This is a genomic window from Nocardia sp. NPDC059240 (genome assembly GCF_042753865.1).
Lineage (GTDB): Bacteria > Actinomycetota > Actinomycetes > Mycobacteriales > Mycobacteriaceae > Nocardia.
The window spans coordinates 25,887-44,596 of the sequence record NZ_JBHZAC010000011.1 but is presented as its reverse complement, the minus strand read 5'-3'; the positions used below and the strand labels follow the sequence as shown (position 1 = coordinate 44,596).

Annotated in this window: 21 protein-coding genes; 8 read left to right on the top strand and 13 right to left on the bottom strand. The window is 66.8% G+C overall.

Annotation, left to right across the window (positions count from 1 at the left end; all coding sequences use genetic code 11):
• Positions 1-181: 181 nt before the first annotated feature.
• The 5 genes from ACFXHA_RS34185 to ACFXHA_RS34165 are packed head-to-tail and all read right to left on the bottom strand — an operon-like array spanning position 182 to position 5,589.
• Positions 182-1,015 carry a DUF1295 domain-containing protein gene (locus tag ACFXHA_RS34185; protein WP_379363537.1) on the bottom strand — a complete coding sequence of 278 codons (834 nt, stop codon included), beginning with the start codon at positions 1,013-1,015 and terminating at the stop codon, positions 182-184.
• A complete protein-coding gene (locus ACFXHA_RS34180; protein ID WP_379363535.1) occupies positions 1,012-2,292 on the bottom strand; it encodes a class I SAM-dependent methyltransferase in 1,281 nt (426 codons plus the stop codon). The genes ACFXHA_RS34185 and ACFXHA_RS34180 overlap by 4 nt, the downstream gene beginning before the upstream one ends.
• Positions 2,289-3,548, bottom strand: a complete 1,260-nt coding sequence (locus ACFXHA_RS34175) for a class I SAM-dependent methyltransferase (RefSeq protein WP_379363533.1) — start codon at positions 3,546-3,548, stop codon at positions 2,289-2,291. The genes ACFXHA_RS34180 and ACFXHA_RS34175 overlap by 4 nt, the downstream gene beginning before the upstream one ends.
• Positions 3,545-4,282 (bottom strand): DUF1365 domain-containing protein, encoded by a 738-nt coding sequence (locus ACFXHA_RS34170; RefSeq protein ID WP_379363531.1) that lies wholly within the window; start codon positions 4,280-4,282, stop codon positions 3,545-3,547. Before ACFXHA_RS34170 ends, ACFXHA_RS34175 begins: the two co-directional genes overlap by 4 nt.
• Positions 4,279-5,589 (bottom strand): NAD(P)/FAD-dependent oxidoreductase, encoded by a 1,311-nt coding sequence (locus ACFXHA_RS34165; protein ID WP_379363529.1) that lies wholly within the window; start codon positions 5,587-5,589, stop codon positions 4,279-4,281. Before ACFXHA_RS34165 ends, ACFXHA_RS34170 begins: the two co-directional genes overlap by 4 nt.
• 187 nt (positions 5,590-5,776) lie before the next feature.
• Between ACFXHA_RS34165 and ACFXHA_RS34160 the strand changes: the two genes are divergently transcribed.
• Complete coding sequence (locus ACFXHA_RS34160) at positions 5,777-6,145, top strand: hemophore-related protein (protein WP_379363527.1); 369 nt, start codon at positions 5,777-5,779, stop codon at positions 6,143-6,145.
• A 49-nt stretch (positions 6,146-6,194) separates the two neighbouring features.
• Here the strand turns inward: ACFXHA_RS34160 and ACFXHA_RS34155 are convergent, their stop codons facing one another.
• Complete coding sequence (locus ACFXHA_RS34155) at positions 6,195-6,782, bottom strand: sigma-70 family RNA polymerase sigma factor (protein ID WP_379363525.1); 588 nt, start codon at positions 6,780-6,782, stop codon at positions 6,195-6,197.
• Between the two features lie 224 nt (positions 6,783-7,006).
• Between ACFXHA_RS34155 and ACFXHA_RS34150 the strand changes: the two genes are divergently transcribed.
• A complete protein-coding gene (locus ACFXHA_RS34150; protein WP_379363523.1) occupies positions 7,007-7,897 on the top strand; it encodes a cyclopropane mycolic acid synthase family methyltransferase in 891 nt (296 codons plus the stop codon).
• Here ACFXHA_RS34150 and ACFXHA_RS34145 read toward each other — a convergent pair.
• Positions 7,894-8,148, bottom strand: coding sequence for a hypothetical protein (locus ACFXHA_RS34145; RefSeq protein WP_379363521.1), 255 nt, complete (start codon positions 8,146-8,148; stop codon positions 7,894-7,896). The two genes, ACFXHA_RS34150 and ACFXHA_RS34145, sit on opposite strands and share 4 nt — an antisense overlap.
• 28 nt (positions 8,149-8,176) lie before the next feature.
• Positions 8,177-8,839, bottom strand: coding sequence for a TetR/AcrR family transcriptional regulator (locus ACFXHA_RS34140; protein WP_379363519.1), 663 nt, complete (start codon positions 8,837-8,839; stop codon positions 8,177-8,179).
• Positions 8,840-9,014: 175 nt separating this feature from the next.
• On the opposite strand from ACFXHA_RS34140, the gene ACFXHA_RS34135 reads away from it, so the two are divergent.
• The 3 genes from ACFXHA_RS34135 (at position 9,015) to ACFXHA_RS34125 (ending at position 10,655) form a co-directional block, all read left to right on the top strand.
• Complete coding sequence (locus ACFXHA_RS34135; RefSeq protein WP_379363517.1) at positions 9,015-10,007, top strand: alpha/beta hydrolase; 993 nt, start codon at positions 9,015-9,017, stop codon at positions 10,005-10,007.
• Positions 10,004-10,141: a hypothetical protein gene (locus ACFXHA_RS34130; protein WP_379363515.1), complete on the top strand. Its 138-nt coding sequence runs from the start codon at positions 10,004-10,006 to the stop codon at positions 10,139-10,141. Before ACFXHA_RS34135 ends, ACFXHA_RS34130 begins: the two co-directional genes overlap by 4 nt.
• A gap of 76 nt (positions 10,142-10,217) precedes the next feature.
• Positions 10,218-10,655 (top strand): hypothetical protein, encoded by a 438-nt coding sequence (locus tag ACFXHA_RS34125; RefSeq protein ID WP_379363917.1) that lies wholly within the window; start codon positions 10,218-10,220, stop codon positions 10,653-10,655.
• A 313-nt stretch (positions 10,656-10,968) separates the two neighbouring features.
• On the opposite strand, the gene ACFXHA_RS34120 is transcribed toward ACFXHA_RS34125, so the two are convergent.
• The gene (locus ACFXHA_RS34120) at positions 10,969-11,688 is read right to left on the bottom strand and encodes an isochorismatase family protein (RefSeq protein WP_379363513.1); all 720 of its coding nucleotides are present in this window, start codon (positions 11,686-11,688) and stop codon (positions 10,969-10,971) included.
• Positions 11,689-11,875: 187 nt separating this feature from the next.
• Between ACFXHA_RS34120 and ACFXHA_RS34115 the strand changes: the two genes are divergently transcribed.
• Positions 11,876-12,898, top strand: a complete 1,023-nt coding sequence (locus ACFXHA_RS34115) for a hypothetical protein (protein WP_379363511.1) — start codon at positions 11,876-11,878, stop codon at positions 12,896-12,898.
• Between the two features lie 37 nt (positions 12,899-12,935).
• Positions 12,936-13,946: a helix-turn-helix domain-containing protein gene (locus ACFXHA_RS34110; RefSeq protein WP_379363509.1), complete on the top strand. Its 1,011-nt coding sequence runs from the start codon at positions 12,936-12,938 to the stop codon at positions 13,944-13,946.
• Between the two features lie 37 nt (positions 13,947-13,983).
• On the opposite strand, the gene ACFXHA_RS34105 is transcribed toward ACFXHA_RS34110, so the two are convergent.
• Positions 13,984-14,385, bottom strand: a complete 402-nt coding sequence (locus tag ACFXHA_RS34105) for a nitroreductase family deazaflavin-dependent oxidoreductase (protein ID WP_379363507.1) — start codon at positions 14,383-14,385, stop codon at positions 13,984-13,986.
• 88 nt (positions 14,386-14,473) lie between these two features.
• Between ACFXHA_RS34105 and ACFXHA_RS34100 the strand changes: the two genes are divergently transcribed.
• Positions 14,474-15,052 (top strand): TetR family transcriptional regulator, encoded by a 579-nt coding sequence (locus tag ACFXHA_RS34100; protein WP_379363505.1) that lies wholly within the window; start codon positions 14,474-14,476, stop codon positions 15,050-15,052.
• A 77-nt stretch (positions 15,053-15,129) separates the two neighbouring features.
• On the opposite strand, the gene ACFXHA_RS34095 is transcribed toward ACFXHA_RS34100, so the two are convergent.
• The 3 genes from ACFXHA_RS34095 to ACFXHA_RS34085 all read right to left on the bottom strand — a co-directional run bounded on the left by ACFXHA_RS34095 (position 15,130) and on the right by ACFXHA_RS34085 (position 18,671).
• Positions 15,130-16,494 (bottom strand): flavin monoamine oxidase family protein, encoded by a 1,365-nt coding sequence (locus ACFXHA_RS34095; RefSeq protein ID WP_379363503.1) that lies wholly within the window; start codon positions 16,492-16,494, stop codon positions 15,130-15,132.
• 168 nt (positions 16,495-16,662) lie between these two features.
• A complete protein-coding gene (locus ACFXHA_RS34090) occupies positions 16,663-17,706 on the bottom strand; it encodes an agmatine/peptidylarginine deiminase (RefSeq protein ID WP_379363501.1) in 1,044 nt (347 codons plus the stop codon).
• Complete coding sequence (locus ACFXHA_RS34085; protein ID WP_379363499.1) at positions 17,706-18,671, bottom strand: nitrilase-related carbon-nitrogen hydrolase; 966 nt, start codon at positions 18,669-18,671, stop codon at positions 17,706-17,708. Before ACFXHA_RS34085 ends, ACFXHA_RS34090 begins: the two co-directional genes overlap by 1 nt.
• Positions 18,672-18,710 lie beyond the last annotated feature (39 nt).

Genomic DNA, 18,710 nt, shown 5'->3' with positions numbered 1-18,710 from the left:
TGCGTCTGGATACCGCTCGTTCCGCGGGTGGAAACGGGGGAGGCTCGGCCGGCGGGAAGGACAGTGCTGGTCGTTCGGATTCGGTCAAAGGATTCCTCACAGTTCCACGCAATTTTCGGCTGCGCTGAAACGGTACTTGCCCGAGCGGGATTCGTTGGAGGATCGGTCGAATTCGATTGTTTCAGTGCGATGTTTTGTCGGAATTAGGCGAATTGTGTTCCTTCGCTGACAGCCTCGGTGGTCGCGGAAAGAAATATGCTGTGCGACTTTGATATTCGGTGTATCCGGGACGACTGCGCATCGTCAGTTCCAGCAGTCGGGCACCGGTGCCGCGAATCAGCACATACGACATGATGACCGGTGCGAACACGGTCAGCACCCCCGGCCAGGCGGACGCCGCGATCAGCCACACACCCCACCACACGCAGCAGTCACCGAAGTAGTTCGGGTGCCGGGTCCACGCCCACAGCCCGCCATCCATGATCCGACCGCGATTGCCCGGATCGGCCCGGAAGCGGGCGAGTTGGCGATCGCCGACCGTCTCGAACAGGAACCCGACGGACCAGACGATGACCCCCGCGCCGAACACCCACCACGCCGGGCCCCGGGTCGCGCCGGCGACGGCGGACACCTGGATGGGCAGCGAGATCACCCACTGCGCCACGGCCTGGGTGAGGAAGATGCGGGTGATCACCACCCCCGGCGACCGACCGTGCCGGTCCAGCAGCACGCTGTAGCGAGGATCTTCACCCCGCCCCGCGGTTCGACGCGCCAGATACCAGCTCAGCCGCGACCCCCAGATCGCCACCAGCGCGAAGAGCACGACCCGCCGCAGCACCGATCCGTCACCGGCGATCATCGCGACCCCGGCGACCACTACGAACCCGATACCCCAGACCACATCCACCACGTTGTAGCGCCCGGCACGCCTGCCGACCAGGTAGGTCCCGGTATGCAGCAGCACCAGCGCGGCCGCGGACAACAGCCAAACCCGCTGCACCGCATCCCAGTTCATGACGGCACCACCGTCCGTAGCGGACGGCGCAGCGCCGCGGTCGCGGCGGCCGGTCGGCGGGCCACGATCTGATCCACCCCCATCCGGCCCTGTTCGAAGGCGAGCGCGCCGCCCACCAGATACAGCCGCCAGGTGCGCGCACCCTCCACCCCGAGCAGCGCCACCGCGTCATCCCAGCGGTCCTCCAGCCGGCGCAGCCACGCGTGTGCGGTCCACACGTAATGCTCGCGCAGCGCCTGCACGTCCCGCACTTCCAGTCCGGCGTCCTCGAGGCGCGCGATGGTGTCACCCACCGGACGCATGGCCATATCGGGGGCGATGAACGATTCGATGAACGGCCCGCCGCCGGGATGCCGTCCACGCCGCGACATCTGCTGCACCAGCACCGGCGCGCCGGGAGCGGCGGCATCGTGCAGGGCACGGGCGTAGCGCGGGTAATTGCGTTCGCCCACATGCTCACCCATCTCGAGCGAGGCGACCGCATCGAAACCGGTGTCGGTGAGATCGCGATAGTCGAGCAGCCGCACGTGCACCAGCCCGCCGAGTCCCCTTTGCGCGACGCACTTTTCGATGTACTGCTGCTGTGCCCGGGAGATCGTGATGCCGACGACCTCCACGCGGTAATGCTCCGCGGCGTGCAGCGACAGCGATCCCCACCCGCAACCCACATCCAGCAGCCGCATACCGGGCTGGAGTTCGAGCTTGTCGCAGACCAGATCCAACTTGTCGCGCTGAGCCCGCGCCAACTCGACACTGTCGGCGGCGATCTCGGGCGCGCCGTTCGCGAAGTAGGCGCACGAGTAGGCCATCGACGGGTCGAGCAGTAACCGATAGAAATCGTTGGAGGCGTCGTAGTGGTGGCTGATTGCGGCGCGATCCCGCTCCTGCTGATTGCGCCTGCCGCGCAGCCGAGCCTGGGTGGACGGCGCGGCCGGACGGGGACCGAGCGCACCGGTCCGCGCGCACGCGAGGGCCAACCGCGCGAGATCCGCTGGCCGCGGCCGCCCGATGCCGCGGGCGTCGACGGTGCGCCACACGGTGCTCAGCGCCTCGCCCAGGTCCCCGTCGACGTCGATCTCTCCGGTGACATAAGCCTGCGCGGCACCCAGTTCGCCAGGGTGCCAGAGGATTCGGCGCAATGCGCGCGGACCGCTGAGCACCACGCGCGGGGCGTCGAGCGGTCCGGCGGTGCTGCCGTCCCAGGCGTTGAGCCGCACCGGCAGCGGCCCGCGCAGCAAGGGCCGCAGGGCGGATTCGAGGCGGGTGGCGATATTCACGGGTGCTCCTCGGGCCGGTCGAGAACGATCTGCTGGACATCGAGGTATCGGGAGCGGAATCCCGCCTCGGAGTAGGCGAGGTAGAACTGCCACAGCCTGCGGAAGGTCGCGTCGAACCCCAGCGCCGCGACCTCCGGCGCGCGATTGTCGAATCGCTCCCGCCACAGGCGCAGCGTCTCGGCGTAATGCGCACCGAGACAACGCCGTTCGCGCACCCGCAGCCGGGTGCGGCCCGCCGCGGACTCGATCGCCCTGGTGGAGGGCAAGGATCCGCCGGGGAAGATGTACTTCTGGATCCAGGTGTGGGTGTGCCGGGTGGCGAGCATCCGGTTGTGCGGCATGGTGATCGCCTGCAGCGCCACCCGCCCGCCCGGGGCCAGCCGTGCGTCGAGCTGATCGAAGTAGACGGGCCAGTAGCGGTAGCCGACGGCCTCGATCATCTCAACCGAGACGATGGCGTCGTACTCGCCACGCACATCGCGGTAATCCCGCAATTCGAGGACGACCGAATCGGTGTATCCCGCCGCGGCCACCCGGATCCGGGCCAGCTCCAGTTGCCTGGCCGACAGCGTCACCGAATGCACCGTGGCCCCGCGCGCGGCGGCCCGCACACACAATTCGCCCCAGCCGCTACCGATTTCGAGCACCCGGGTGCCGGCGCGCACCCCGGCGTCGTCGAGCAGCCGGTCGACCTTGCGACGTTGCGCCTCGGCCAACTGTTCCCAGCACGCGGTGCTCGAATCCTCGAACAGCGCAGCGGAATACGTCATGGTTTCGTCGAGGAAGAGTCCGAACAACTCGTTGGACAGGTCGTAGTGATGCTCGATATTGGTGCGCGCGTTCTCCGCTGTCCCGCGTTCACTCGCCGGGGGAGAGGGCAGCAACGCGAAGCGGAGTCGTTGCAGCGGAGCGGGAACCAGGCGCGGCAGACTCTCGGCGAGCACCGTCAGCACGGCGGTCGGATCCGGCGACGTCCACTCGCCCGCGAGGTAGGACTCGCCGAAACCGATGAGTCCCTGGGTGCCGACCCGGGCGAAGAAGGCGTCCGGATGCCGAAGGATCATCCGAGGCCGGGGCTCGGTGTCGGCGCCGATGCCGAAGACGGTGCCGTCGGGGTACTCGACGCGCACCGGCAGCCGCGACATCGCCCGGCGGAACAGCAGCGCGCAGCCGTCGGCGAGCAGCCGCGCCCGCAGTCCGGTCGGCACCGGCGGGACGAGTCCGGTTCCCACCGTGTCGAGGCAGGATCGGGTCATGGGTTGCTCCTTCGAGAATCGGGGCGGCACGGTCGCGGGACGATCGGTAATCCCCGCGCCCACAAGGCGATTCCCTGGCGGCGGATGCGCGCGGCAGTCAGCCAGGGGGACAGCGGAGCACGCAGCTGGGCGCGCAGGATCGTGCCGGTCGTCACCGGCAGGCGTTGACCGGTCATCGAGGCGAAGAAGGGCGGCACGCCGTCGCGCCGCAGCACGATCCGCAGTGCCAGGCCCTCCGCCGGTTCCGGGAGCCGCAGATGGTAGCGGCCGTCCACGGCGTTGAACGGCGAGACGTAGAAACGCTTGTCGGCCAGCGCGCGGCCGTCGGCGTCCGGGCGTAGCACGTAGGAATGGCGGCCGCCATAGGTGTTGTGCACCTCGGCGATCACGCAGCGTAGCCCTCCGTCGGGGCCGTGACACCAGAACACGGTCAGTGGATCGAAGACATAGCCGAGCGCTCGCGCGGACATCAGTCCGGTGACGTGCCCACCCGCACAGTCGATATCGTGTTCGGTGAGCACCGCGTCGACCCGGCTCCGCAGGTCGTCTCCCGGACCGGAGAGGTGATCGGCGGCCCGGAAATACCCCAGCGGCCGCAGCGGCATCGGCAGGCGCGGCGGGGCAGCCAGATCGAAATACCAGCTGTAACCGCGGTATTCGAACTCGTGGTGCACGGGAGCTCGCCGCACGTGCGAGATCCGCGTGAAGTAGAGAGCCGGTGCGGGAGCATTCATCGCGCGGCCACCCGTGGGGCGGGCGATTCCGGCCGGGACTCCCAGCGTCCGCCGATCCGCTCCGCGGCCCGCAGACCCGAACGCGCGCCGTCCTCGTGAAATCCCCACCCGTGATAGGCCCCGGCGAAGGCCAGCCGATCACTGTTCAAGCTGGGTAGATACTGCTGCGCCGCAACGGATTCCGGGGTATAGATGGGATGCTCATAGGTCATCTCGGCGATCACGTGTTCCGGTGCGATGCGGTCGGCTCCGCCCAGTGTGACCAGGAACCTCCGGTCCGTCACATGCTCGAGTCCCATCAGCCTGGTGAGGTCGTAGGTCACGATGACGCCGTCGCCCGGCTGCGGCGGAATGAGGTAATTCCAGGAGGCCCGCGCCCGCCGCGCCCGCGGCAGCAGCGACTCATCGGTATGCAGCCGTGCGTGGTTCACCGAATACGGCATGGCCCCCAGCACCGACTCTGCCAGTGGGCTCGGCGCCGACAGCATCGCCAGTGCCTGCCGCGGATGGGTGGCGATGACGACCGCGTCGAAGCGTCGCGCACCACCCGGCACCGTCACCAGCACCCCGTCGCCGCGCTCGGCGACACCGAGTACCGCTGTCCCGGTGTGTATCTCATCGATTCGGTCGGCGATCTTATCGACGTAGCGGCCGGAGCCGCCCACCACCGTGCGCCAGCTCGGCGAGCCGTACACGCTCAACATGCCGTGGTGATCGAGGAAGCGGAACAGGTAGTGCGCAGGATACCGATCGGCGACACTCGGATCGCACGACCACACCGCCGCCACCAGTGGCGTCATGAAGTTGTCCCGGAAATACCGGCTGAACCGGTGCTGTCGCAGGAACTCCGCGAGCGTGACGCCGGAATCATTCTGCCGCAACAGGTTCCGGGCGGCGCGATGGAATCGCGGGACCTCCGCGAGCATCCCGAGGTAGCGCGGCCGGGTCAGCGTGCGGGCCGCCGGAAACAGTCCGGGCAGCCCCTTCGCCCCGGCGTACTCCAGTCCGATGGCATCGGCACGTACCGACATGGACATATCGGTTTCGCGCGTGTGCACGCCCAATTCGCGAAACAGCCGCAACAGCGTCGGATAGGTCCGGTCATTGTGGACGATGAATCCGGAATCGATCCGTACCCGCCGGCCCGGCGCGAACTCCACCTCATGGGTGTGCGCGTGGCCGCCCAGCCGTTCGTCCTTCTCGTAGAGGGTCACCCGGTCGGTCAGCGCCAGCACGTAGGCGGCCGTCAAACCGGCGACACCACTTCCGATCACCGCGATATCCCGACCGCCGCGTACATCGCTCATCGGCCGCCTCGCCGTTCGCTCACACCCATACCCGGATTTCGACATGCGTCCCGGGCAGGTTTGGTCGAGGCGTGCGGCGACCAAGCCGAAACCCGGTCGGCTCCGATACCTCTGCTGGGGGTCCGGTCGCCGGCCGGGCTCCGTCGCAGATCCAGCCACTACGAAAGGTCGATCCCGCATGAGGTTGATGAGCACGCGGTCCGCGGTCACCGTCGCGATGATGATCACCGGTTTCGCCACGGCGGCACTATCCGGGGCGGGTGCCGCGGCCGCCGACCCGATGAGCGATCTCGAACCCCTGCTGAGCTCGAGTTGCTCGTTCACCCAGATCGACGCCGCGCTGCACGATGCGGCACCCGACACGGCCGCGCAGCTCGACGCGGCTCCGGCGCAGAAGGCCGCGTTGAAGACCGCCTACGACCGGCCGGTCGCCGAGCGCCGGGCCGCGTTCCAGGCGCTGATCACCCAACAGCAGCAGATGGGCGTCACCGCCACCGACAATGCGGACTTCGGCCCCAAGATGACCCAGGTCGTCGGTAGCTGTCACCAGTACTGAGTCGCTCGGTACGCCCTCGACCGACACGGTCGATCGGGGGCGTACCTCCTCACCGGTCGACCGTGTCGTCCAGGCGGGCCGACAGTCGGCGAAGGCCATCGCGGATGCGGGTTTTCACGGTCGAGGGGCGGGTACCCAGGCGCACGGCGATCTCGTCGTAGGACTGTCCGCCGTAGTAGGCGAGCACGATGCTTTCGCGTTGGCGCTCGGTCAGCGTGTCGAGGCAGCGGGCGACCTCGCGTTCCTCGAAGTGCTGTTCGACGACTTCCAGCACGGTGTCGTGGTCGCGGTGGATGTGGGTCTCGCCGTAGAGCACATCGCGGCGCGTGGCCGAGGATTCGCTGCGGACGCGGTCCACGGCGCGGCGGTGGGTGAGCATCTTGATCCACCCCATCGGGCTGGCCATGGACGCGTCATAGCGCCCTGCCTGCGACCAGACCTGGAGGAACACCTCCTGCGCGACGTCTTCGGCGGCCGATCTGTCGTGCAATACCCATCCCGCGAAGCCCAGCACCCGGTGATGGGTGAGCCGATAGAGCGTGGTGAAGGCATCGCTGTCGCCGCGGCCCACCTCGGTGAGCAGACCTGCCAAGCGGTGGGAGAGTTCGGTCTCGGGGAGGCAAGCGGACATGGCCATCGCGATCGATCCTTCGTTGGTGCACGGACACAGCGGAAGGTGGAGCAGCGAACTTGGACAGGGGTTCGGGTGGCCACGGCCAAGGGTTTGGTGACCGGTTGGTTTAATTCGAGGCGCATCCGAGGAGTGACTCAGATCACATGCGGGCGACCCATCGCCGACCGGCAGCGCACCGACTAGTCGGTAATCGATGTGTGCTCACACGACACCGGAGGTCCGAACCCGTGACCCGTCACGCCCCCTTCTTCGACGACATCCAGGCCCACTACGACCTGTCCGACGACTTCTTCGCACTGTTCCTCGATCCCTCGCGCACCTACAGCTGCGCCTATTGGGAACGCCCCGACTACACCCTCGAACAGGCCCAGCGCGCGAAGATCGATCTCGCACTGGGCAAATGCGACCTGCGACCGGGCATGACGCTGCTCGATGTCGGATGCGGGTGGGGGTCGACCATGCTGCGCGCCCTCGACGCCTATGACGTCAACGTCATCGGGTTGACCCTGAGCCGCAATCAGCACGACTACATCCGCGGACAGCTCGACCGGCGCGCGCCCGGCGGTCGTCACGCCGAGGTCCGGTTACAGGGCTGGGAGGAGTTCGACGGACAGGTCGATCGCATCGTCAGCATCGGAGCGTTCGAACACTTCCGTAAGGAGCGGTATCCCGACTTCTTCGACTTCGCCTACGCGGCGATGCCCGCCGACGGTCGAATGCTGTTGCACACCATCGTGATGTACACGCAGGGCGATCTGCACGGTCGCGGGATCAGCTACACCCGTGACGATGTCGAGTTCCTGAAATTCATCCGCAAGGACATCTTCCCCAACGGGTGCCTGCCCTTCCCCACCAGCACCGCCTTCGGTGGCGTCAAGGAATACGCCGAGGCGGGCGGCTTCGAAGTCGAGCGCATCCACGCCCTGCAACTGCACTACGCCCGCACCCTCGATCACTGGGCGGCCGCGCTGAGCGAACACCGCGACGAGGCAATCGGCTTGTGCGGCAACGAAACCTACGACACCTACCAGCGCTACCTGACCGGGTGCGCCGACCGCTTCCGCTCCGGCCTCATCGACGTCATGCAGTTCACCTGCGTCAAACCCCCGGCTGCCTAACGTCCGCGACCTTCCCGCCGCTCCCGCTGGCTGTCGAGTCGCCTCTGAATCCGCGGCCACACCCTTGGTTTCAGAAACCGCCCGATTCCGGCAGCCAGCAACCCGGCCAATCCACCCCACTCGTGCGCGGAATCGCCGTCATTGTCGGCGACCTCGTTGCCCAGACCGCGATTCCGCGGCGGCCACAGCCGCCGGGACACCGTGATCACCGTGATGCCCAGCAGCGCAACAACAATCAACTGCCACCACATTCGGCACACTCCTCGGGCGGTCCGCTGTCTAGCCCGAATTATCCTCCGGTGTCGAGCCCAGCAGGGTGAGAGCGACGTAGGAGAGGGTGGGTTCCAGATCGGGAAGGGCTGCCGGGCCGCGGGTCTGCAGGCAATCGCGAATACGGTCGTCGATGCCGCCGATCAGGAACTCGTAGATCGCATCGGGTAGGTGGCCGGTCAGTTCCCCCTGCTGGACGGCGACCTCGCGGGCGGCGCGCATTCGACCCGCGAAGACCGCCATGAGCCGGGTGCGATAGGCCGCGAAGGCCGGGCCCGCGATGGGCGCTTCGATGTGCAGGGCCCGCGCGGTGGCGGGTTCCTCCGACAGGATCCGCAGGTAGGCGGCGAGCGAATCGCGAACCAGCTGCTGCCAATCGAAGGGTTCGACGAGTACCACGGCCGCGGTGAGCCGCCCGGTCGCGACCTCGACGAGCACCTCGAAGGCCGCCGCGAAGCAGGATTCCTTGGAGTCGAACAACTCGTAGAAGGTCCGGCGCGAAATCTTGGCGCGCGACACCAGATCGGCGACGCTGACGGCGTGATACCCGTGCTCCGCGACGGCGTCGATGATCGCGGTGTAGAGCCGCGCCAATTGGGAATCGGCGACTTCCTCACGAGTCAACCCGTGCGGGCCTCTCGGTAGGCGGTCGACGTCGGCCGGAACACTCATCCGACCACGGTAGCAATGGAATACCGTGCCATCGCACAGTCCGGGGGAGTGGTGTGCGGTCGCGGTCGTGCGGGTGGCAGGGTCGAGTGGGGTACGCTACTGTTTCTCTCATCATCGTCGAGGTCGCTGTGCTTTCGCGCGGTCGATTGGGGGTAGGTCTTCCGTGCCGGAAAATGTGAGCTCTGCGCGAGGCGACAGCCGTGAATCCGCCCCCGCCAAGGTCGTCTATTCCGAATTCCCCGGTGGCAGTTGGCAATCGCGGGTCGTGCGCCGACTGGTGCGCTACACCCTGAAACCGCTGCTGTGGCTGTGGGCCAAATCTTCGGAGCTGCCGTGGCCGTACCGGGCCGCCGACCATTTCGGCAGGTTCCTGTGGTCGCCGCGCGGGCTCGAACGACAGTGGATCACGCTCGCGAACTGCCGGGGCGAACTCGTCGAACCGGCCGAGCCTCGCGGGGATCGCGTGGTGCTCTACTTCCATGGCGGTGCCTTCTATGTGGGCGGCAGATGGTTGCACCGGCAACTCGTGGGCCGGTACGCGAAGGCGCTCTCGGCACCCGTGCTGAGCGTCGACTACCGAATGCTGCCCAGGCACTCCATCGCCGACGCGATCGACGACTGCCTCGCCGCCTACCGCTACCTACTGGCCCTCGGCGTGCCGCCCGAACGCATTGCCTTCATGGGTGATTCGGCCGGCGGATACCTGACCTTCGCGACCGCCCTCACCGCCCGCGACGAGGGACTCCCACTACCCGGCGCCCTCACCACCATGTCCCCCCTCACCGGCTGGGACACCACCCGCATGACCTCCGCCCTGACCGCCGCGACCTGCGACGTATTCCCGGTAGCAGCAGTCCCGATCTTCACCCGAAACGCCCAACGCGCCAACGGCACACACCCGCTGCTCTCCCCCGTCGACAGCGACCTCACCGGCCTCCCACCCACCCTGATCCAGTCGACCTCGACGGAAATGACCTTCCCCGACGCCGAACTCCTCGCTACCCGGCTCGCGGAACATGGTGTGCCCTGCGAATTCCAAGTCTGGCTACAACAGGTGCACGTCTTTCAAGCAGCAGCCCTGATAGTCCCCGAATCCCGCCTGGCAATCGCCGAAATGGTGTCTTTCATCGACCGCACCCTGCCTTCCGCGCCGAACGCCACCACATGAGCGCCGACTGCACCGAACTGATCGCCGAACTCGAGTCCACCTTCGGCATCTGCGTAACGAAGAACGGCATCCCCACCACCCGCACTCTCCGCGAAGTATGGGAAGCGATGGAACGCAAACTCCGCGAGGAGTGAATGCGCGGCTGCGCTTTCGATCGCACCCGTGGAGGCCCACTCTGCGGGAGACCGAACAGAACCGGAGTTCTACACCATGGCGACCAATATCGCCCTCGGGCTCGACACTCGAATCACCTTGCTGGTGACCGGCCTCATCTTCCTGTCGGCCCTGCTGCTCGGCGTCTGGAAATATCACGGCATCCGTACATCTCCCGACGGTGCTGCACACATCTACGTCGACATCGCACACCGTGCCGCACTGATGTATTCGTTCGCGGGCATCCTGGTAGCCGTCTTCACCGAACTCAGTGCCTGGCCGACCGCAGTGAATCTCACCGCCGATCTGGTGATCCTGGGTTTCTTCGTTTCCGCGATAGCCACCTACGCCTGGCACGGCCGGCGTAGGGACACCACCAACCAGTTCCACGGTGACATCAACGCCTCGACCCGCCTGGCTATGGTGGCGCTCATCGGGGGTGAGGTCGGGGGATTCTTGGTGTTGTTCACCGGATTCCTGAGCGCCCAGTTCTGAGCGCGGTCGATCGTATTTCGGGAGCACACGATCGGCCGATCCCCTGACGGGCTGCTGCCTTTTCACATGCCGTGGTAGATGAGGATCACCAGTGCGGACAGGGGGGCGGCGAGGGTTGCGGCGAGGGATAGCCAGGTTCCTCCGCGCGCGATGGATCTGCGCGTGAGATCGAGTTCGAACATGGCATTTCCTCAGTCGGCGAGCAATACGTTTCGTTCGGAAATGTAATCGCCGTCACATTGGTGGCGCAGCCGCGAATCCTCCAATATCTCAGGGGGCGTGTGGGGTCGAGTTGGGCGAAAGGCCCAATTCGTCAGCTGGTCGGCGCTTCTTTGCCCGTACGATTCGGGTCTTGCTGTCCGATCATGTCGAGTACGTCGGAAGTTGTGCGGACGTCGCCGAACGAGCGGTAGATGGTGTGGAGGGTGGCGTTGTGTTCGCGGTCGGTGCGGGTGGCGTTCGCGTCGGCGATCATGATGACTCGGTAGCCGAGGGTGGAGGCGTCTCGCGCGGAGGATTCGCAGCAGACGTTGGTGACGGTTCCGGTGATCAGGACGGTGTCGATGCCTCGCTTTTCGAGTAGCTGCGGTAGGTCGCAGCGGCCCGGGAAGAAGGCACTGGCTGCGGATTTGTCGACGAACAGGTCACCATCACGGGTGGCCAGCTCGAACCACAGGCGGGTCGGTAGTGGTCCGGAAACTGTTGGACTGCTGAAGATTTCGGCCATGGTCGGGCCGAAGAACTCGATCGCCTGCTCGGAAGGTGGCCCTGTCACCGGCAGTACCCAGGCGACGGTTCCGCCTGCGGCCCGCAGGGTTTCGGCCAGCCGGTTGATATTTGGCACGATCGCGCGACCGTAGGGGTTGTCGCCGACATGGAGCGGCACCATATCGATCACGGCCAGGGCGGTCCGCCGCGGATCGATCCGCGGGTAGGCGAATCGTCGTCCCCGGTGCGTCTCCTGCCGCGCGTACTCCCGGTCGGTGATATGCCAATCGTGGGTTCCCGGAAGCGGGACAGTGCCTTCGGGCATGGGTCAACCTCCAGGATGTCGATACCCCTGAGTGTCCGGCTCTTTCGGCCGAAGCGTCGGTGATCCACGAAAGGGATCCGGCGCGGCATCCTCATTTCGCTCTCCGACCCGATCATGATTGGCCGGAAACAGCCTGCTCACCGAGGTATGCGAACCACGAACCTGGACAGCGAAAGGCAGTGCTCCCATGATCAGTGCGGCCTCCGAGGCGGTTACCGGCAACCCAGCACCGTTCACCTGGGTGACGGCGGTGTCGATGCTCGTGTTCTGCGCGATCCTGTGGCTGATCGTGGATTACATGCGCGGGCACCCGCGCCCGGCCATGTGGGTCTGGGGGTTGTCGCTGCTGACGTTTCCGCTCTGGATCTGGGGTCCGGGGCGCGATATCGGTCTGGTCAACTGGTTCTCGTGGGCCAAGATCCTGTCCGTGCTCATCCCGCTGACCCTGGTCGGGGCGATGCGGATCGCACACGCCGAGCAGCGCGCGGGCCGGGTCTGGGAGTTACTGCGCAACCCCCGGTTTCTCTGGTTTCCGTACGCGATCCTGTTCCTCAATATCGCCGAGGCGACCCTGCGCGACACCGAGATCGGCAACTACTGGAACGCGGCGGTCGGCCTGGGGTTGTGCCTGACCATTCCGTACTGCCCCCGCTTCTGGGAGGTGCTGCCCGGCCGCAACGCCGAACTCGTCGCCTACACCACGATGGCGTGGAATTTCCTCTACACGACCTGGAATCTGTGCTTCACCTTCGGCGGGTATCCGCCCGAGGAGGAGCATTTCGCCGCGAGCATCTGCATTCTCGCGATCGCCGAGATCTACCCGCTGGTCAAGCGGCGTCCCGAGCTCTACATCATGGCCCGCATCTACACGCTGCCGGTGCTGATGCTGGTGATCGCCATCTACAACATCTTCCCGAAGGTGATGCCGTCGGACGGCTGGTTCAACAACGACGTCTGGATCGTCTGGGGCATCGTCAATTTCGCGCTCACGGTGCCCTACCTGTTCTGGTACACCTGGCAATTGGAGTCCGGCCGCGCCTTCTACTCCTTCCGGCGTGGCACCGCGCGTGCCGACTTCCGGCGTCGGCACGGTGAGACCGTCGAACAGTTGATGGCCCTCGCGGACTCCCTCGACGCGGCTTCCGACACCCACAAAGAGGTGGCGTCGAGGATCCCGTCCGAGCTCTCGGCAAGGGGCGAAATCAAGTAACAGGCCGACCGGTTTGTTACTTGTTAGTCTCGGCAACATGATTGAAGGCACCATCCCGATGCGCACTGCCGTCGTGCTCCAGGACGCGGCATTGAGAGTCGGTGCATCACATGGGCATATCGCCGGCGTATCGGGCGTCGACAAGTACAGCTCCGGTGAAGAGCATCTCAGAGTGCCGATCGAGTCGGCCTGGCGGCTGTGGGAATTGATCGGCTCGGTCGGTGGCCCCGGCGCGGGTCTGTGCGTATCGGCAACCGCCGAGCGTGGGGCTCTCGGGGTTTGGGACTATCTGTTCACCAGCCGCGCGACCCTGGCCGACAGTCTGCGCACGGTCATGGAATTCCGTTCCGCGGTCACCGATCCCACCGTCGTGTGGGAGGTGCTCGAAGACGATCGACTGCTCACCGTTCGCGTCGGCGTCGCGCAGGAATCCGACCCGCTGTTCATTCCGGTCGAGGAGTTCGTGCTCTCGCTCATCCTGCAGCGTGTCCGCGCGGCGACCAAACAGCACATCGTCCCCGTCCGCGTCGCCTTCACACATCGTGTCACTCACCGCTTCCCGCATCTGATCGACGAATTCGGTACCGGCTGCATCGATTTCGGTGCACCGTTCTCCGAGATCACCTTCCTCGACGTGGGCATGCTGCCCACCGGAGACGATCCGATGCTGGGCGACATGCTCTGCCACTACGCCGAACTGCAACTCGAAGCTTCCCGCCAGGTCCCGGATTGGCGAGGCAAACTGCACCACGCGATCTCGGACGCGATGATCCGCGGCGACCTCGCCCTCGACACGATCGCCTGCCGCCTGGCGATCAGCCCCCGCACCCTGCAGCGCCGCCTGCGCGAAGTGGACAGCACCTGGCGCGCCGAAGTCGAACATGTTCGGCGCGACCAGGTCACCAATCTCTTGCGCGACACCGGATATTCCATCCAATCCGTCGCCGCCCGCGCCGGCTACACCGACGCCCGAACTCTCCGGCGAGCCTTCCATCGCTGGACGGGTCAGACCCCCGGAGAATTCCGCGCCGAACTCTCGGCAAACTAGGCGGGATAGTCGTTGTCGCGCTGCGGTTTCCGGGTCGTCACGCCGCTTTCGGAACCGAGGCTGCGCTGCCGGCTCGCAGGAAATCGGGGACGTTGAGCACGTAGCGCAGCATGAGCCGAATCGGCAGCGGCATATCGGTGGCCCGGGGGTCGTGATAGACGCGGGGGTTCGTGAGCTCGTGGCGGCGACCCAGATGCACGAGCTCGAACGACCCGGCGGCCTCCACATTGCGCACCCAATCGGACTTGCTGCCGTAAGTCAGGGCGATGACGAAGTCGTCGCCGCGCCGGAAGACCCACAGCGGAGTAGTGAAGGTGCGACCGGACTTCCGGCCGCGGTGCACCACCAGACCCCACCCCGGCAGCCACGGGGCGAGGAAGCGGGTGACCTGGTTGAGGCCGAATTTATTGGTCTGGGCAACCCAGCGTGGCATCGGCATGGGAGGAAACTCCTCACTTGTGGAATTAACTCCTCAACCGTAGCTCCGCGGCCTCGAGAAAGTCAACGAGTGTAGAGTTTCCGGAACCATGCCACCGATAGGACGACGACCCGGCCGCGCAGACACCCGAGCGGTGCTGCTCGACACCGCGCGAAAGCGCTTCGCGGAGACCGGCTATGACCGCACCTCGGTCCGCGACATCGCGACCGCGGCCGGCGTGGACCCGGCCCTGATCCGCCACTACTTCGGCAGCAAGGAAGGGTTGTTCCGGGCCACCATGGGCTGGCCGTTCGCCCCGGAGGAGATCGCCGCCCGCATCCTCGACGGCGACCTGAACGGCATCGGCGACCGCCTGACCCGCGTCTTCCTCGGACTCTGGGACACCCCGGAATCGCGGGGCCGCCTGGAAGCGATCCTGCGCGGCGCGGCCACCCACGAGGAATCCGCCACGCTCGCACGCGAATTCATCCAGGGCCAGCTGTATCAACTCCTGGCGGCGGCCTTGCCGGGACCCGATGCGGAGCTGCGTATCGACCTGGCCATGGCGCAACTCCTGGGAATCGCCTACCTGCGCTACATCCTGAAGGTCGAGCCGGTCGCGTCGGAGCCGATAGCGACCCTCGCGTCCCGGCTCGCCCCGGTGATCACCGCCCACCTCATCGGCTGACCGAATTCCGTTCGTGCGGCAGCTCGCGGAAACGAGTGAAGCCGGTCCGAAGACCGGCTCCACTCTGCTGTTCCGAGTCAGACGAGGCTGCGTTGCGCGACTATGGTCGCCGCGGCGCGTCGGCCCATGCGGACCGCGCCGTCGACATGCTGGAAGCCCGGGCCGACGAGGTCCGAACAGGAGAAATGGATGGGGCCGACCGGGTCGCGGTGATCGTGGCCGTAGCGGGTCAGACCGCCCAGGTCGAAGCTGACGCCGTAGGCGCCGCGGGTCCATTCCTCTGTGCCCCAGTCGGATTCGTAGAACACGACCGGATTCGCGGCCTCGGGGCCGAGGTAGCGGACGAGGCAGTCGAGGGCGGCCTGCTTGCGCTGCGCTGCGTCCATGGCGAAGTAGGCGTCGGCCTGCGTGTGGGCGATGAAGCCGACCATGGCGCCGTTGTCCATGCCGTGATTGGTGTTGTCGTACACCTCCGAAACCAGGTCGGTGTCGCTGAAACCGGTGCCGGACAATCCCTTTGCGCGCCAGAAGGGGGTTTCGTAGACCGCGTGCACCTTGACGACGAATCCGAAGGACATGTGCTGGTGCATCTGGTGGCGGCGGCGCGGTAGCGGGGGATCGAAGCTGATGCCCGCGTACAGGTTCGGCGGCACCGCGAGTACGACGCGATCCGCCTGCACCTCGAGGTCGCCGTCGGCGAAGACGGTGACGCCGGTGTCCGACCAGCGGACCTTGCGCACCGGCGCGTTCAGATGGACGTCCGAGCCCAGCGCAGCCGCCAGCCGCTGCGAAACCTGTTGCATGCCACCGATAACGCGCTTGTCGAGCATGAAGGTGTCGGTGGCCAGCGCGGTGTAGGAGCCCTGGGCGGCGGCCATGTGCAGGGCCTGCAGGGTGGAGAAGGTGTGCGCGGGCTTGGTCAGCATGGCCCCGGCGACGAAGAACGAGACGGTCTCGCGGGCGTACTCGTTGTCGGATTGGCGCTCGAGCCAGATGCTGAACGGCACCGAATCCAGTTCCGCCGCTTGCGGATGCGTCCACGGCTCGTCCGCACCGACCTCGGCGGCGAGACCGTCGAGCAGGTTCAGCAGCCGGTCGATTTCGGCGGCGGTCTCGGCGGGCGCGGGGAAGACATCGCCGGTGAACTGCTGCCGGGTGCCGTCCGCGGCGAGATACACGGATTGGCCGTCGCGATAGCGGGAGAATGTCTTCAGGCCGAGCTCCTCGACCAGGGCCAGCGCGGCGGTGTGGTGGGGCGAGAGCCACTGGCCGCCGATCTCGATCATGGCCCCGTCGATGTCGCCGGTCCAGGTGCGGCCGCCGACCCGATCGCGGGCCTCCAGGACGGCCACCGAGAGGCCGGCCTTCCGCAGTTCAGCGGCAGCGGTCAGACCGGACGGTCCGGCCCCGACGATCACGACGTCACGAGTGATGACAGCCACGAGAGCTCCTTACCGGTAATTCGACAGCATCGGATAACCCGATGGTTGCTAGTTCAGTATGTGCGCGCGGTCACGATCGTGCCCGCGACGTTTCGGTGAGCCGGCCCGCCCCTCATTCGCCGAATCGGCGTGCGCGGGCCGGATCAACCCCGCGACCTGCGGTGCGGGTCAGCGAGCCGGGAGCGGCTCATTCTGGGTGATGCAGTGGATGCCACCGCCGCGCGCGAAGATCGCCCGGGCGTCGACGGTCACGATGGTGCGGCCGGGATACACCCGGGACAGGATGTCGGCGGCCTCGGCATCGGCCGGGTCGTCGAAGCCGCACAGGATGACGGCGTCGTTGCAGACGTAGTGATTGATGTAGCTGTAGTCCACGAAACCCTCCTCGTCGCGCAGCGTGCGCGGGGCGGGCACCGGGATCACCTCGTAAGGTGTTCCAGCGGGGGAGGTTTCGGTCGCGAACTGCTTGACGAGTTCGCGGCTGAGCTCATGGTCGGGATGCTCCGGATCCCGCTGATCGTGCACCAGCACGACACCCGGTGACGGCAGCGCGGCCACGATGTCGGCGTGCCCGCGGGTGCCGAAGCGCTGCGAATCCCGCCACAGCCCGCGCGGCAGCCAGATCGCATGGTCGGTGCCGATGGTGCGGCGCAACTCGGCCTCCACGTCGGCTTTCGTGAGTCCGGGATTGCGGAAGGGATCCAACTGCACGGTCTCGGTGAGGATGACCGTGCCCGCGCCGTCCACCTGGATGCCGCCGCCCTCGTTCACCAGCGGTGAATCGACGATCGGGACCCCGGCCGCCGTGGCGACCGCACGGCCGATCGCCGAATCGTTGCCCCACCGGGCCCAATCCTGTTGTCCCCAGCCGTTGAAGACCCAGTCCACGGCGGCGACGGACCCGTCCGCGGCATGCGTGAAGGTCGGTCCGATGTCCCGCATCCAGGCATCGTCGAGGGGTGCTTCGAGCAGGTCGATCGCACCCGACAGCAGGCGCCGGGCAGCGGCGGCATCGGCCGGATCGACGACCATGGTGACCGGCTCGAACTCGGCGACCGCATGGGCGACAGCCGTCCACGCGACCCGTGCCTCGTCGACCGCCTCGGGGGTCGCGGTGATCTCCGAACCCACGGGCGGGAACGCCATCCAGGTGCGTCGGTGTGGCGCGTGCTCGGCGGGCATGCGCCAGGCCGGGGCTCCCGCGGCCGTCATCACGCCCGCCCGAAGGGGTATTCGCGCTCGACCGGCGCGGTCAGTCGCCCGTAGGTATCCGGGCGGCGAGTGTCCAGGAACGGGAACAGCGTCAGCCAATCCTTGCGCTGATCCAGATCCAGATCCGCGACCAGCACCGCGGATTCGTCGCGCGGGGCCTGCACCAGCACACGGCCGTACGGATCGGAGATGAAAGACGAACCGTAGAAGGTGATTTCGCCTTCGTCGCCGTAGCGGTTGGGCACGATCATGAAGGTGCCGGCGGTGATGCCGTTGCCGACGATCACGTGCTGCCACAGCGGCTGGGTGTCGAAGGCGGGGAAGGTGGGTTCCGAGCCGATGGCCGTCGGGTAGACGATGACATCGGCACCGGCCAGGGAGTACATGCGGGCGACCTCCGGGAACCATTCGTCCCAGCAGGTCGGCATGCCGATGCGCACATCACCGAGATCGGGATGGCTGTGCGGCGCATATGCCTCTTCGGTGGCGGGTCCCGCCCGGAAATAGGTGTCCTCGTAGTAGCCGGCGCTGATCGGGATGTGCAGCTTGCGGGTGCGCCCGACCAGTTCGCCCTTGGGGGACACCAGGATCGCGGTATTGAAGCCGAGCCCGTCGCCCTGATCCGCCCGCTCGTAGAGCGACGCGTGCACGAACACACCGTGCTCGAGCGCCGCCTCGGCCGCGAAGGTGAAGGTCGGCCCGGAGTCCGGATCCTCCGCGTCGGCGGCCGGATTCGCGCCGCCGCGCACGAAGGCCGGGTACTTGCTGAAGGTCACCTCGGGCAGGAAGACCGCCTTGGCCCCGAGTTCGGCGGCCTTGGCGATGCCCTCGTTCAGCTCGGCGCGCAGGGCCGCGCCGTCGGCCTGCCAGCGATGCTGGACCAGCGCCACGCGCAGCGGCTCGCGGACCGGGGCGTCGACTCGCGCGTGTGAGACGGGCGGTTCGAAACAGGTGATGATGTTCATGACTACTCCGGATCTCCTTCTCGAAATGGATTGGGGGCC